The organism is Corallococcus sp. AB049A (genome assembly GCF_003668885.1).
Lineage (GTDB): Bacteria > Myxococcota > Myxococcia > Myxococcales > Myxococcaceae > Corallococcus > Corallococcus interemptor.
The window spans coordinates 1-13,679 of the sequence record NZ_RAWL01000232.1; the positions used below are offsets into that span (position 1 = coordinate 1).

General features: G+C 66.2%; 13 protein-coding genes. 6 read left to right on the forward strand and 7 right to left on the reverse strand.

Annotated elements, in window-relative coordinates; genetic code table 11:
• On the forward strand, positions 1-606 hold a 606-nt coding region (locus tag D7X55_RS23535; protein WP_121724254.1), incomplete at its 5' end, for a molybdenum metabolism regulator.
• 29 nt (positions 607-635) lie between these two features.
• On the opposite strand, the gene D7X55_RS23540 is transcribed toward D7X55_RS23535, so the two are convergent.
• Positions 636-1,475, reverse strand: coding sequence for a hypothetical protein (locus D7X55_RS23540; protein ID WP_233610010.1), 840 nt, complete (start codon positions 1,473-1,475; stop codon positions 636-638).
• Positions 1,476-1,626: 151 nt separating this feature from the next.
• On the opposite strand from D7X55_RS23540, the gene D7X55_RS23545 reads away from it, so the two are divergent.
• The 3 genes from D7X55_RS23545 to D7X55_RS23555 all read left to right on the forward strand — a co-directional run bounded on the left by D7X55_RS23545 (position 1,627) and on the right by D7X55_RS23555 (position 6,060).
• Positions 1,627-2,817, forward strand: a complete 1,191-nt coding sequence (locus D7X55_RS23545) for a substrate-binding domain-containing protein (RefSeq protein ID WP_121724255.1) — start codon at positions 1,627-1,629, stop codon at positions 2,815-2,817.
• Between the two features lie 70 nt (positions 2,818-2,887).
• Entirely contained in the window at positions 2,888-4,432 is a 1,545-nt protein-coding gene (locus D7X55_RS23550) for a hypothetical protein (protein ID WP_147470180.1), read from the forward strand.
• 125 nt (positions 4,433-4,557) lie between these two features.
• Entirely contained in the window at positions 4,558-6,060 is a 1,503-nt protein-coding gene (locus tag D7X55_RS23555) for a hypothetical protein (protein ID WP_147470181.1), read from the forward strand.
• A 70-nt stretch (positions 6,061-6,130) separates the two neighbouring features.
• On the opposite strand, the gene D7X55_RS23560 is transcribed toward D7X55_RS23555, so the two are convergent.
• From D7X55_RS23560 to D7X55_RS23585, 6 genes are all read right to left on the reverse strand, one after another.
• Entirely contained in the window at positions 6,131-6,373 is a 243-nt protein-coding gene (locus tag D7X55_RS23560) for a FruA-associating protein, FapA (protein ID WP_147468377.1), read from the reverse strand.
• 168 nt (positions 6,374-6,541) lie between these two features.
• A complete protein-coding gene (locus tag D7X55_RS23565) occupies positions 6,542-7,423 on the reverse strand; it encodes an aldo/keto reductase (RefSeq protein ID WP_120549448.1) in 882 nt (293 codons plus the stop codon).
• On the reverse strand, positions 7,420-8,229 hold the full coding sequence (locus D7X55_RS23570; RefSeq protein WP_120549447.1) for a hypothetical protein: 810 nt from the start codon (positions 8,227-8,229) through the stop codon (positions 7,420-7,422). Before D7X55_RS23570 ends, D7X55_RS23565 begins: the two co-directional genes overlap by 4 nt.
• Before the next feature lie 91 nt (positions 8,230-8,320).
• Positions 8,321-8,767: a Spy/CpxP family protein refolding chaperone gene (locus D7X55_RS23575; RefSeq protein ID WP_121724258.1), complete on the reverse strand. Its 447-nt coding sequence runs from the start codon at positions 8,765-8,767 to the stop codon at positions 8,321-8,323.
• A gap of 113 nt (positions 8,768-8,880) precedes the next feature.
• A complete protein-coding gene (locus D7X55_RS23580) occupies positions 8,881-9,966 on the reverse strand; it encodes a serine hydrolase (RefSeq protein WP_233610011.1) in 1,086 nt (361 codons plus the stop codon).
• 256 nt (positions 9,967-10,222) lie between these two features.
• A complete protein-coding gene (locus D7X55_RS23585; protein ID WP_199747103.1) occupies positions 10,223-11,536 on the reverse strand; it encodes a nucleotide-binding domain-containing protein in 1,314 nt (437 codons plus the stop codon).
• Between the two features lie 400 nt (positions 11,537-11,936).
• Here D7X55_RS23585 and D7X55_RS23590 point away from each other — a divergent pair, with 400 nt between their 5' ends.
• Positions 11,937-12,674, forward strand: coding sequence for an SLATT domain-containing protein (locus D7X55_RS23590; RefSeq protein WP_121724259.1), 738 nt, complete (start codon positions 11,937-11,939; stop codon positions 12,672-12,674).
• 367 nt (positions 12,675-13,041) lie between these two features.
• Positions 13,042-13,470 (forward strand): hypothetical protein, encoded by a 429-nt coding sequence (locus D7X55_RS23595; protein ID WP_147470182.1) that lies wholly within the window; start codon positions 13,042-13,044, stop codon positions 13,468-13,470.
• Positions 13,471-13,679: the final 209 nt, after the last annotated feature.

Sequence of the window (13,679 nt, forward strand, 5' to 3'; positions counted from 1 at the left end):
CCTCCCGCGCTCGTGCTGCCGCGCCGCGTGCCCTCCGCCTCGCCCGGCCCGGAGGCGGTGACGGCCGCCGCGTCCGCGCTCGCGCTGCTCCAGTCGAAGCTCAAGGGGCCCAGCTGGAAGGTGACGCGGCTGGCGCGCAAGGCCCGCCACGCGCTGCGCGCCCTGGGCGGCGTGGACCCCGCGGCGCACCCGGCCCTGGCCGCGCCCTTCGCCGCGCTGATGGCGCACGTGGTGGGCCCCAAGGCGGAAGGCCGGCTGCCGGTGCGCCACGCGCTGGGGCTTTTGTCCCAGGTGGACGTGGCGGCCTTCCAGCGCGCGGCGGAGATGTGGAAGGCCGCGCCCGCCGGCTCCGTGCCCGCGGGCCTGGCCGCCGCGAAGACGCTCAACGACCCGGAGCTGGCGCTGCGCGTGACGGCGCTCCTCGCGGAACGCCCGGACCTGCGCGACGGCTCCGAGGACGCGTGGACGAAGCGCTGGGCCGCGCTCAAGCCGCACGTGGAGGCCCACCTGTCCGGCGTGGGCCAGTCACTCGCCGCCTTCGTGGGCGGCGTGGACGCGGGCTCGGACGCGCACCTGTCGAAGCGGCTCTCCCGGCTGGGAGCGTGACGCTTCGGGCCCGTGCGCCGCGTCCGGGCCTACGGTGCGCCTTCCGCCGCGCTGCCGTTGTCGGACGCGGCGGGCTTCTTCTGGAGGGATTCGGCCGTGGGCTGACGGTCCACCTCCTCCGGCGGGTAGGCCAGCGCCGCGCCCAGGTACTTCTTCGCCTGCACGCGCCGGCGCTCCGCCTTCGACAGCCCCTCCGGGCTGAGCAGCGTGGCCTCCGCCTCGCCGGCCTTCTCCACGACGTGGCCGTCGCAGAAGAACCACTCGGTGCGCTTTCCCTCCGGCGACTCGCGCGCGAAGTAGAGGTCCGGCTGGCCCACCTTCGAGGGCTTCGGGCACCAGGTCTCCTTCGCCTTCGCCTCGCGCTCCGCGCCCTGCTCGCGCCACTGCTTCTGGGCCTCGCGCAGCGCCGCGGCCGCCTGGATTTCAGGCCCCAGCGCCATCCGCTCCCGCGCCTCCGAAAGCAGCGTCGCGCCGCGCTGGGCCAGGTCCGGGAACGCGCCCGCGCGCCGGAAGTCGCAGGCCTTCAGCGCCTGGAGGTTGGACTCGTGCACCTTCAGCACCGGGGGCAGTGTGCGCAGCCCCTCCTCCAGCAGCGCCAGCTGCTTCGCGTGCTCCAGCCCGTCCGGGTCCAGGGCCTGCTCCGTCTCCTTGATGAAGCGCGCCAGCAGGCCGTTCACCGCGGTCAGCTCGTCCTGGAACCAGCGCGGCTCCGAGTCGCAGGGGCTCGCCTTCGCCCCCGTGTAATCCCGATACTCCGCCCGGGACATGCCCAGCGCGTAGTGCTGGACCGGAGGCGCCTGCTTCGCCGCGCAGCCTCCGAACACCGCTCCCAGTCCCAGGAGCGCGATGCTTCGTGCCAGTGTCATCATCCGGTCCATTCTGCCAGTCCTATGGGCCCCTACAAACCCGCGAAAAGCTCCCTGGACGGGGAGCGGCCGGGGGACATGCCGTGAGTGACAGGGTTGTGACAAAAGCACGGGCGGGCTTTCGGGGACCGCGACCCGGGGTACGAGGGGGAGCATGAAGCCCCGGATTCTCCTCATCATTGGCGTGCTGGCCGCCCTGCTGGGGGTGTTCTACCTCCTGGCGGCCCCGGAGGCGCCCCGCACCCAGACGCCCGAGTCCGTGTCCGCGCCGCTGCCTTCGCGCAAGCGCGTGACGGACATCACGTTCCTCTACAGCACGGAGAAGCGGGCGTGGGTAGAGGCGGCGCTCGCGGACTTCGAAAAGACGCATCCCCGGGTGCGGGTGACGCTGGTGGGGCAGGGCTCGCTGGAGGCGGCGCAGGCCATCCTGGAGGGGCGGGAGAAGCCCACGGTGTGGAGTCCGGCGGACAGCGCGGAGCTGCGCATGCTGGCGGCGGACTGGGCGACGGACCCCTCGCACGGGCCGCTGTTCGCCACGCAGGGGGACGCCGCGCCGCACCCGCTGGTGATTACACCGCTGGTGTTCGTGGGCTGGCAGGACCGGATGGACGTGCTGCGCAAGGCGGGCGGAGGCGCGGCCCTGTCGTGGAAGACGCTCCAGCGCGCGGTGGCCAGCGACCGGGGCTGGCCCGCGGTGGGCGGCCCGCCGGAGTGGGGCTTCGTGAAGCTGGGCCACACGGACCCCACGAAGTCCAACTCCGGCCTGCAGGCGCTCCTGTCCGCGACGCTGGAGTACCTGGGCCGGCGCGAAGGCGTGAAGCAGGGGGACCTGTTGGATCCGGGCTATCAGGCGTGGCTTCAGGGGCTGGAGCGGGGCGTGACGCGCTTCGAGCCGTCCACGGGCACGTTCATGACGGACCTGGTGCGCTACGGGCCATCCCGCTACGACCTGGCGCTGGTGTACGAAAGCCTGGCCATCGCGCACCTGGGCCACGCTCAGGGCCGGTGGGGGCAGCTGCGGGTGGACTATCCTCCGGTGACGCTGTGGAGCGACCATCCGGCGGCGGTGCTCCAGGCGGACTGGGTGACGCCCGAGCAGCGCGAGGCGGCGCTGGAGTGGGTGACCTTCCTGCGCAGCCCGGAGGTGCAGGCCCGGGCGCTGGCGTTCGGCTTCCGGCCGGCGGATCCGTCCGTGCCGCTGAAGACGCAGGACGCGGACAACCCCTTCACGCGGCTGGCGGCGCAGGGCATCCGCGTGGACGTGCCGCCCGCGGCGGACGTGCCGGACGCGTCCGTGCTGCGCACGCTGTTGAACCTGTGGTCGCGCATGGGTGTGGGGCGCTGAGGCGCGCGTGGTAGCTTCCCCTCGCGGGCGCCGGCCGGGTCGCCCTTGAGAAGTCGAGGGGGAAGTCCAGATGACACGTCGTGGGAAGGGGTGGCTCGCGCATCGCGCGTGGGCCCTGGGATTGCTGCTGGTGTTGGGGCTGGGCGCGTCGTGTGACACGAAGCCCGGACCGCCTCCGGTCATCGAGTCGCCTCCGGACATCAAGCCGCCTCCGGACATCGAGCCGCCTCCGGACATCGAGCCGCCTCCGGACATCGAGCCGCCTCCCCCGGTACCGGACGATGGACTGCCACGGCCCCAGGTGCTGGCGGAAGGCGCGCGGCTGCTGGAGGTGGATGCGCGGCAGCGCTTCATGCTGTTCGTCCGGGACGGGGGCACGTACGCGCAGGCCCTGCCGGACGGAGTGCCGGTGCGCATCTGCGGCGAGGCCGAGTCGGTCTCCGTCTCGGATGACGGCGACAAGGTCCTGCTCTGGAGCCCGCAGGGGCAGGACGTGTCCACGCGGTCGTTCTGGCTGTGGAGGCAGGGGACGCCCGCCGCCATCCTCCTCACCTCCCGGCTCTGGGGCGGCTGGGAGTTCGACCCGCCCATGTCCTACGTCGCCTACGCGGACTTCGAGGGCTACGGGAAGTCGTCGCCCCTGCGCATCGTGCGAACGGCCTCCTGCACCCCGGAGGCGTGTCCGGTCTGGGAGCCGTTCCCGCGCATCGCGCGCGCCAGCCCTTCCGAGGAACCATCGCCCCAGATGCTCCTGTGGCAGGACGGGCACATCGTCTCGCTCGACGTGATGTCCGGCGCCCTCACGGACCTGGGCCCGAGCGTGATGGGCCCGCTGCGCTCCGGGAACCGTGCCTGGTACGGCCTCTTCGACGCGGAGAACCACCTCCAGGTGTTCGACACGGCCACGCGGACGCTCCAGTGGGAGCACGTCTGGCGGGATGAAGCCACCCGCGCGAAATGGCACGTCTCCAACGCCTTCTTCACGTCCGCGGGCAGCGTCGTCCTCAACATCCGCTCGAACGCCGACGTGGTTCCTCCGAACCAGAGCGACACCGTCGTCTGCGACGCGGCGGGCTGCCGGGACACCCAGGGCGGCACCTGCTCGCCCGCGTCGTCCGACCCGGAGGTGCTGGGCTGCCTCATCGACCTCTGCCCGGGGCGCGACTGCTGGATATATGAGTATTCCTATCTCGATGCAGCCGGGCGGACGCTCGTCTATCTCGACAGGGACGCGAGTGTCTCCGCGGGGCCCATCTTCAGCCCGGCGCAGGACCAGGTCTGGATGGAGGGCTCGCCGAAAAGCACCCTCAAGTGGAAGGATGCCACGGGGACGCGTCAGACCGCAGTGGAGGGGTTCGTGGAAGGACTCCTGTTCCTCTTCACGCCCGCGCCCCACCAGCTGGTGTTCACCCGGGCGCTGCCCGACGGAAGGGGCGGGACGGATTTCCGCCTGTCCCGCTGGGATGGCCAGACCGTGTCCGACGTGGTCCGGCTGGGAGGCTCTCCTGCCTGGGCTCGCTCCTCGTTCAAGGTGCGTGACAACCCGCGCATGCTCTACGTGACCCTGGGCGGAGAGAAGGGGCCCTTCACCATCGTCCAGGTCCCGCTCCCCTAGTCGAGCGGACCTGCGCGACGCGACGATTCTCCAGCACTTCGAACCCTGAGGCCGGCCATCTCCGTGCCAGGAAATCAGGCTGCCGCCGTATCACTCCCATGACATCCATGACGGGGAGGCAGCGCATGCCGTTGCTTGGAAGCCGTTCGTTCGCGGGACGCGCACTGCGGGTCCTGGGGCTCGTGCTGCTCGGGGTGGGGTTGAGCCACTGCAAGGGGGATCCCGACGGAGTGGATGCGGGCGTCGACGCCAGCGTGGATGTCGGCGAAACACCGGACGCGGGATGGGACGCGGGGCCTCGGGTCCAGACGTTGATGCAGGACGTGAACCTGCTGGACGTGGATGCCCAGCAGCGGTGGCTCGCCGCGGCACAGCGGGATGACGGGGGGACGGTAGCCCAGGACCTCGCGACTGGAGAGACCCGGCGCATCGCCCCCGCTGCCGATCGCGGAGCCTTCTCGAGTGATGGCCGCGTCCTGGTCCTCACCCGTTCCCCGGGAGGGGGCAACACCGCCTGGCTGTGGCGGGCGGGGGACGCGGAAGCCTCCGTGATGGGCACGCAAATCTTGAGCAACGTGGTGCTCAAGGAGGGCGCCACCCCCTATGCCGCCTTCCTCGAAGGGACCGCCACGGGGGGCTCGGAGCTGCGCAGGGTGTTCCCCCAGGCGTGCGATGGGGGGACGTGCCAGGTCGAGACGTTGGCCCAGGTCGAGGCGGAGTGGGCAGAACCCGCGGGCATCTCCGTGGGGGAGCGCTTCCTGTGGCTGCGGGGCACGCGCGCCACCTGGGCCTTCGATACGGAGCTGGGAACGCTCACGGAGATCGAAAGAGGCTTCAACAACCTGGTGCGCGTCTCCCAGAGCGGCAATCGTTTCGCGCGGCTCACTTCCGAGCGACACCTCCTGATGTACGAGACCCGGACGCAGGCCCTGCTCTGGGAAGTGGTCGTCCCACCGAGCGATAAGGAGCTCCGGGAGGTCTCCTTCCTCGACGAGGACACCGTCATCGTCGGCAGGGCCAATGACTTGGGGACGCACCCTCGCGAGAACTCCGTTGCGTGTACCTCACGGGGGTGTGAATCGCTTGGCGACACGCTCTGCCGTTCCCGGAGCATGGGTGGCGCGACGGTGCTCTTCTGCTCGGCCACGGTTTGCTCCGGTGTCACCCCTTGCGAGCGGAGTTACGACTTGATGCGCAGCCCCGGGGTGACGCTCTCCCATCTGGAGGGAGCCATCGACCTTGAGCCCACCCTGAGCGATGACCTGTCGACGGCGGCGTGGATGACCTACGAAGTGAGCAACCCGGCGGGGAGCCGGACCCTGATCCGCGAACGGGGGATGACCTCGCAGTGGCTCGCCTTCCCACGGAAGATCGACATGACGGTCTTCTCCTTCGTGCCGGGGCAGCAGCGGTTCGTCTTCGTCAATCCGAAGCAGGATGCGAACGGCGGTGTGGAGAACGTGCTCTCGCTCTGGGACGAGGCGGGCGTGGAGGAGGTCGGCGTCGTCGAAGGCACGCCCGTCCACCCCCTCTTCCGGACGTCGCCGCCCGCGCTCTATCTGAACGCGTCGCAGCCGGCGTCGGATGGCGGTGCCGACGTGAGGATCCTCCAGCGCTTCGCGCTCTGAGTCCAGGCGCGCTCCGTGGCGCTCTTCGTGGAGGCGGACGCCGAACGTCCGGCTCCCATCAACCCCGCGCCTACCGCACGTGCGCCAGGAACTCGGAGACGCGCAGCGCCCACGCCTCCGCGGAGTCCAGCTCCGAGCGCGCATCGGCGTAGCGGTCGAACGACGCCTCCGAACCGTCGCGCGCGAAGAGGGCCGCGTTGAAGTCCTTCTGCGCCGTGGTGAGCCACTGGCTCGCGCGCATGCGCAACCAGCCCGCGACCTGCGGCGTGGGCTCGACCTGATTCAAATCCAACGAAGTGGGGTGGAAGTCCACAGCCTCTCCATCCTTCTCAAACTCTGGCGTTCCGTGCATGGACCGGATGGTTGCCACGCCCCCGGGGATGAGCACCCGACCCGGATGGACGAGACAAATGTCGGTTCCGCACAGTTGCCAGTGCTGAAATCTTCGCTGGAGGACGGAACGTCAGACTGGCGGGCTGCGTCAGATGACGCCATCCCACCCGGTGTCATGGCGCCGGAAGGCGTCGCGGATGGCGTGCACGGTGGGCTCGGGGAGGGGCCCCTGCTCCAGGGTGCGAGCGTTGGCGCGCAGGTTGTCCAGCCGCGTGGTGCCCACGATGCAGGTGGCCACGCCCGGCGCGAACGCGGTGAAGCGCAGCGCCAGCTCCGGCCAGTCCAGGCCGTCCGTCTGGAGGGCCATGCGCTGCATGCGGTCCCAGTACTCGCCCACGTCGTGCGCGAGGGGACGTCCCGGGAAGCGCCAGGGCGCGTTGGCCAGGGGCCGCTTGGCGATGACGCCCACGCCGCGCTCCTGGGCCCTGGCCACGCCGTGGTCCAGCGAGCGCTGGTCGAAGAGGTTCACGGACGTCTGCACCACGGCGAACGCGCCCGTCTCCAGCGCGGCGTCCAGCCCGGCGTTGTCACCCGAGTACGCGGCCGCGCGCACCTTGCCCGCCTCCACCGCGCGGGTGAGCGCTTCAATGAGCCCCGGCCGGTGCAGCACGTCCGGCGGACACGAGTGGAAGTGCAGCACGTCCAGCACGTCCGTGCGCAGGCGCTGGAGGGCCAGGTCCACGCCGCGCGTGATGCACTCGGGCGTCCAGTCCTCCACGCCGGGCACGCCGTAGCCGCACTTGGTGGACAGCACGAACTCACGGCGGCGCGCGCCGAGGAACCGGCCAATGCGCTCCTCGGACACGCCGTAGCTGGGCGCGGTGTCGATGAGGGTGATGCCCGCGTCCAGCACGCCGTTCAGCAGCGCCTCCGCGTCGCGGTCGCTCAGCGCCTCATTGCCCACGGGCCCCGCGCCGAAGCCGAGCGCGGACACCGTGAGGCCACTCTTGCCCAGGGGACGTTGAATCATCGGGTGGGGCCCTCGCCACGCGCCGCCAGGTCGATGAAGCCGCGGATCCAGATGAGGTTCACCGCGTCGCACGCGTCCTGCGTCGTGGGCGTGGTGGTCTCCAGCGCGGCGGCGTACGGCACGCCCTGGCGCATGTACCAGTCGGTGACGCTGCCGTCGTGGAAGAAGATGAGGCCGTGCTCGTCCGCGTAGGCGTTGTCGTCCACCTTGCGGCCCTTCACCACGGTGGCATGCGCGGCGGCGGCCTCCTGCAGCGGGCGATAGGCGGCCTTGTCCCCGAAGACGTACGCGTACGTGGCCACACCGCCCAGGTAGTTGTCCTGATGGATGTCGAGCGCCGCGTCCGGAGCCGGGAAGCGCGCCAGGTCCGTGCGCACCGCGCGCGTCTCCTTGGGGCCGCCGTCATACAGGGCCCAGCGGAGGATGGACGGGTCGCCCACGAGCTCACCGCGCCACTCACCGGGGGCGACCTCGTAGCGCATGAAGTCGTTGTTGGGCTTCTCGCCGCTGCGGTTGTAGCGGGTGCCGTCCTCGAAGCCGGAGGGGTTGATGCAGGGGTAGACGCGCAGGCCCACGCCCCTGGACTTCGCGTACGCGACGATGTCCGGCAGGTGCTTCGCGAGCGTCAGGGGCCCGGCGGGCTCCTCCCCATGGAAGCCGGACGTGATGACGAGCCAGCGGTCGCCCGGGACGATGAGGCGGAAGAGGGGATAGTCGCGCCCCCCTTCGTGTACCTGGCCGTATTCGGAGAGCTCACCCAGGGAAGCGTGGGAGCGGATGCGTCGAGCGTAGTCGGTGTAATCCACCGACCGACAATAACCGCGCGCGTCATCCCTGCCCACGAAGGTTCACGGCGCTACACGGAATGTGTCATTCGCCGCGCACCGTGGGAGGGCGTTACTTTGCGCCGGTGTGCTCGCGGAAGTCGCTGGCGAGCGTCTGGCGCTGGGCGGGCGTGAGCGTGCGGTGGACCTCGAGCACGGCATCCACGGCCTTGTGGGCGAAGGCGCGCGCGGCGTCGATGCGCGCATCCACCAGGGAGTGGAGCTTCGCCGCGTCGGGCGTGTCGGACGTCAGCTGCGTGACGGCCTCGGCGCGGGCGGCCTGCTGGCCCTCCATGAGGGACTGGCCTTCGTTGAGCAGGCGGTCCTTCACGGCGTGGATGGACGAGCGCTGGGCCTCGGTGGCGTTGAGGTCATCCAGCTTGTCGTCCAGCTTCCAGGTGACCATCTGATGGATGCGCTCCGGGTCGGGCGTGCCGCGGTGATGGCGGCCCCAGCCGAAACCGGTGAGCAGGGTGACGGCGACGACGGCGGTACCGGCGATGGCGAGCGTCTTCTTCATGGCGTGTGACTCCAGAGTCGTGGGGGTGTCGTTTCCCGCTGTTTGACTGGAGCCAAGATGGACGCCGCCGGTTACGTGGGTTTGAGCACGCGGTGAAGAAGTGTGAAGGCGGCTCAGCGGCCATCCCAGAACGCCATGTCGCCGTACTCCCAATCCCAGGGAACGCTTGCTTCGCCCAGGACGAAGCGAACCAGGTGCGGATACGCGGGTTCCGCGCGGACGTCGTTGCTCAGGATGAGCACGCAGCGGCGTCCGCGCGGCAGGCACACGAGGGTGTTGCCGGTGCTGTCATTGTGCCCGTTCTTGAAGAACCCGCGTCCCTGGGGTCCGTCGAACACGACCACGCCCAATCCCGCGGCCAGGTCCTTGCGCCGGGCCTCCGGAGGCAGTTCGTCCTGGAGGGTAGGGAACTGGCTCTGGGTGGTGATGGGCAGCTGCGGTGAGGTCATCCGGGCGAAGGCCTCCGGAGACAGGCCGTCACCGCGCACCAGCGCGGCGGCGAAGCGAGACAGGTCGTCGAGCGTCGTGTCCATGGAGCCGGCCGCGCGCACCCGGCTGCGTTCGTCGTGCGGCTCCACGCCGCCGTCGAGCTTCCAGCCGTCAGCCAGGTTGTTCGCGAAGTCCGGCCGCCACGTCATGCTGGTGGTGCGCATGCCGAAGCGGTCGAACACGCGGCGTTGCATCTCCGCGCCCACGTCCAGTCCAAGCCCGCGTTCAATCACGAACTGCATCAGGATGATGCCATCGCCGGAGTAGGCGAAGCGGCTGCCAGGAGCGAAGTGAATGCGCAGCCGTTCGTCGGGCTCAAGGAACCCGAAGTTGGCGAAGCCCGCGCTGTGGGTGAGCAGGACACGAGGCGTGATGTCCCGCCAGCGTTCATCCCCGGCCAGGTGGGACCACGTCGAATAACGGTCCTCGTCCGGGTACTCCGGCAGCGGCTTGTCCAGGTACTTCGAGATGGACGTGTCCAGGTCGATGCGCTTCTCGTCCGCGAGCTGCATCACGACGTAAGCGAAGACGGTCTTGGTGATGGACGCGCCATACATCACCGTGTCCGTGCGCAGCGGTTCGCCCTGAGCGTTGCGTGCGCCATAGGCCCGGGTCGTGACGACACGTCCGTCGTCGATGACCGCGATGGCCAGTCCCTTCGCGCCCGTGGCGGCCATCGCGCGAGCCGCCTCCGCATCCAGCGCGGCCATGCTGGGAACGGGCGGCGATTCACGGTGAGCAGAAGTCGTGGCACAGCCGCCGGCAAAAAACACACTCAAGCTCCAGGCGTACATCCGCTTCATCAATCAGTCTCTCATTGGCTGCGAATCTGACTGTAGCTGTTTCGACGGCCACTTTTTCGTCTCGTGCATTCGAGTGGTCGCTTTTCCAGACCAGGGTGTTCGATTGCTGCGGCGCCGACAGCAGCAACGATTGCACTTGCTACTATTGGGTCGGCCATCATTCTCAGCCGTCGCTCTCTCCATCAATAGGCACACGAATTCGGTCGGTTGCGACGACGACGCCATTCTTGACGGCAGCACACTCCACAATGTGGTCTCCATAAAAGTTAGTAGTTTCGGTCCTCTCCCGATGGCCTGCGTCCTCTACAATCTGTCCTCGAATATTGTTCCGCCGAATCGCCTCGGCCCCTCTATTGAGAACTTTCCAGTAAAGATCGAAGGGTTCCGGAATATCGTGCGCAGCTACGAAGAACCTGAGTGAGCGTTTGCGCCGGAGCCGCAGCCCCCTTGCGATCCGTTCGCTGAGTAGGTACTCGCGAAAGCCGTTTTGAGATACCTCGCATTCGAGTCGAATATTATATCGGACGTCGTAGCGAAAACGGTTCTCGAAGAACTCTTCAGTATTGCTCGCAGAATAGGAACCCTCAACGAGAGTTGACTTCTTGAGTTCTGCGGTGTCAGTCGGAAACGGGCGACCGTAGATTTTCCGCCACTTTGCGTTTTGGGTAGGGCGCCCCTCTGCTTCGATTGCCTTCAGGCACAGTTCGTATGCCTTTTTCGCCTTTTTCTGAAACTTGCTCTTGACCCTTACGCGCTGGCCGCTACCAAGTGCCGCAAAATATTCTTGTTCGGGTAGTGCAGCAAGGTAGGAGAAGAAGTCGCGACTCATCCAGTCGAAGTATAGAAAGCTCTTTTCGTCGTAGTCTTTTGTTGATTCAAGAAAATTGTGTGCGAGAGTGTCTATTAAAAGGCCGCCAATGCCGACGCCATGTTTGTTTTTCCATGCCCGAGTCATTTTGGCGAGACGCCTAAGGTTTCCGTTCTTTCGTTCGTCGACCTCGGACATTGCATCGATTTCTTCGCGTGGCTTGGTGATCTTCCAGTTTCCGCCATTATAGGTGTCCGGGTACTTGAAACTGCCATCATCTGTCTCAAAGACAGGCTGAACTTCGACGTGAAAATTCTGATAGAGCACGCGAACAACGAGTCGATCGACGAAAATATCCGTCTTTGGGTATCGCGCCTTGATTGCGTTGCTTGCAGTGTCGAGTAGTTTGTACTGCCCCCCATCTCCACAGTAGTCGTCCCAGGCAGTGCTCGGCATGATGTATAGCATGTCGAGATCGGAGATTTCTTTGATTGCAGATGATCTGCCGTATGAACCGACCTGTAGTCTGTTGTCTGTTTTTGATTCAGTGTCACGAAACTCTTTGTTCAGTGCCGCCGTTATCTCGCCGTATCGCATCGAGATCGTCTCGGCGTTGTCGATCTGGAGGTTGGACAGAAATTCGCTGAAAATTTCACCAAGTCCCACCATTGCCTCCTTGGATGTTCTGCGTCCCGAAAACACATTCAGTGTGCTTGCTAGTAAGGTTCATTGTTTCCGCTCTTAGCTCTAAGCATCCAGGCGACTCGTCCTCGTGAGTCGCTAAGCGGCCTGGTGCGATTTACTCACCGTATCGTGCGAGTTGGCGAATATGTATCCCCCATTTTAGGTAGATCTCTGGCGCGGAAGCTATCCGAGAGTTCCCGGTTTGCGCTTCGCTTTCAGGTGGGGTTGACGTAAATATCGGGCTTGCGCTTTATTGGGTAGGAATGTTGCTGCGTTTGGCTCTGGATTTTGATGAAGATGCTCTCTGGTCTTAATGCCGACGATAATGGGACGATGTGTATTTGCGTGAGGTGGTAAGGTCCTGTGGGTTGACTCTATATTTTTGATGCGAAAGATCGTATTGTGGCAGTGGCGGGTTGAGTTGCTGGCTTGCGGAATTCCCCTGCCGCAGACTGATTGGTCTCTGTTGATGCTGGATGGTGCAGCGTTTTGGTGCTTAAAATCTATGACGATGACAAGCTCGCCACAGAATTCATCTGCTAGTGCAGCGCTCCTTGATGTTGTGCGCGACGAGTTTGGCCGCGCAGCCTATAGCCACAAGACACATCAGAAGATGATTGATGGTTTGAACCGGTCGGCGCTCCTTGATAAACGCTTGGCGGCGCTCCTTACGGCAGCGACTGCTGGCAACACCATCGGTGTCCTCGTAACCGAAGCTCGATGGGCAGAGGTTTCCGCAGTTATTCTCTCCGCTGTTGCGCTGATGCTCACTATTTATGGGGCAAGCCGAAACAGAGAACGACTAGCCGATCAGCACCGACAGACTGCTAATGGACTATGGTTGCTTCGGGAGAGATATATTCATCTTATCGGAGACCTCCGTGCGGGCGTCATCACCGAGGATGAGGGACGTCGGTTGCGTGACGAACTTACTCATCAGGCGTCTCAGATTTACGCGTCGGCACCTGACACCAATGCCAATGCGTATGAAGCGGCACAGAAGGCGCTTAAGGTCGATGAGGAACTCACCTTCTCTGCGAAGGAGATTGACCTGTTACTGCCGCCCGCCCTTCGAAGTGCGCCGCTTTCGCCCACAGCCAGCCAACCAAATAAGATTCCGTAAAGTCACCGCTTGGTGGCGGTTGGTGGTTTTTGGTGGGCGTGTGAGCATGTGTGGTTGTGTTGTGCGATTGGTTGAGCGTAGGCGTTTGCGCTGAAAATGGCGGCATTCACGGTGCGCACCGGGTCGATTTAGAGCCGCATATGGCGACACTACAAGCGGAGACGCGACCGTCACCTCGTCCAAATGTGATTGTCGTGGCACAGGGTTTTGATCCCCGACAACTTGAAGTTCTCGGTGATGGGAGCAGTTTTCTCTCTCCCGACCCAGGACGGTAGCATCGGCCGCAATGGATTCCCCTTCCGAGCCAGCCGCCGCCGTCACTTCGCCTGTCCCTACGTCACCGCGTCCGCGCGTGTGGACGGTGTTCGTGGCGTTCCTGTTGCTGCTAACAGGGCTCCTCGTGGTGAGCGTCACGGTGGCCAGCATCGCGATGGCGGTGGAGATCGCCCGCACGGGAGTGGACCCTCGGGACAGCAAGGCCGTCCTGGCGCTGACGGAGCAGCTCAAGACGATGTCCTGGCTCCAGGTGGCCGGAGTCATCACGTCCCGCCTCCTGGGGATGGCCGCCGCGCTTCTGGGCGGGTTCCTGTCCCCGAAGCCCTTGAAGGAACGGCTGCGGCTGGGGCCTGCCACACCGTTCCCCGTGTGGGCCTGGGGGACCGCGCTGGTGGGTTGCTTCACGATGGGGCAGGCTATGGAGAGCCTGTCCGTCCTCACGAGTGTCTGGGGTTATACGGCGTCACTGAAGGAGCTGCAGGCAGTGAGCCAGGGGGCGCTCTCGACCTTCGCGCTGTAGCTGTTCTCTGGCACGCTGGTTGCGGACACGGCGGAGGAACTCTTCTTCCGAGGCTATGTGCAGACGCGCCTCGTGCAGCGCTGCGGAACCTGTCAACGTGAGTGAGACAGCGAGTTCGTGAGATTACTGCGCAACCTCCAGTGAGTTGGCCAACCGGGCGGGGTTGTTGATCCAGACGGCACTCGGCAGCGTCTGCGGCTTGGGTGGGC

Bases quoted from the DNA above. Each gene is read 5' to 3' on its own strand.
- D7X55_RS23540 (WP_233610010.1), bottom strand. From the start codon at position 1,475: ATGATGACACTGGCACGAAGCATCGCGCTCCTGGGACTGGGAGCGGTG.
- D7X55_RS23590 (WP_121724259.1), top strand. From the start codon at position 11,937: ATGCGAAAGATCGTATTGTGGCAGTGGCGGGTTGAGTTGCTGGCTTGC.
- D7X55_RS23580 (WP_233610011.1), bottom strand. From the start codon at position 9,966: ATGGCCGCGCTGGATGCGGAGGCGGCTCGCGCGATGGCCGCCACGGGC.
- D7X55_RS23565 (WP_120549448.1), bottom strand. From the start codon at position 7,423: ATGATTCAACGTCCCCTGGGCAAGAGTGGCCTCACGGTGTCCGCGCTC.
- D7X55_RS23585 (WP_199747103.1), bottom strand. From the start codon at position 11,536: ATGGTGGGACTTGGTGAAATTTTCAGCGAATTTCTGTCCAACCTCCAG.
- D7X55_RS23575 (WP_121724258.1), bottom strand. From the start codon at position 8,767: ATGAAGAAGACGCTCGCCATCGCCGGTACCGCCGTCGTCGCCGTCACC.
- D7X55_RS23545 (WP_121724255.1), top strand. From the start codon at position 1,627: ATGAAGCCCCGGATTCTCCTCATCATTGGCGTGCTGGCCGCCCTGCTG.
- D7X55_RS23550 (WP_147470180.1), top strand. From the start codon at position 2,888: ATGACACGTCGTGGGAAGGGGTGGCTCGCGCATCGCGCGTGGGCCCTG.
- D7X55_RS23555 (WP_147470181.1), top strand. From the start codon at position 4,558: ATGCCGTTGCTTGGAAGCCGTTCGTTCGCGGGACGCGCACTGCGGGTC.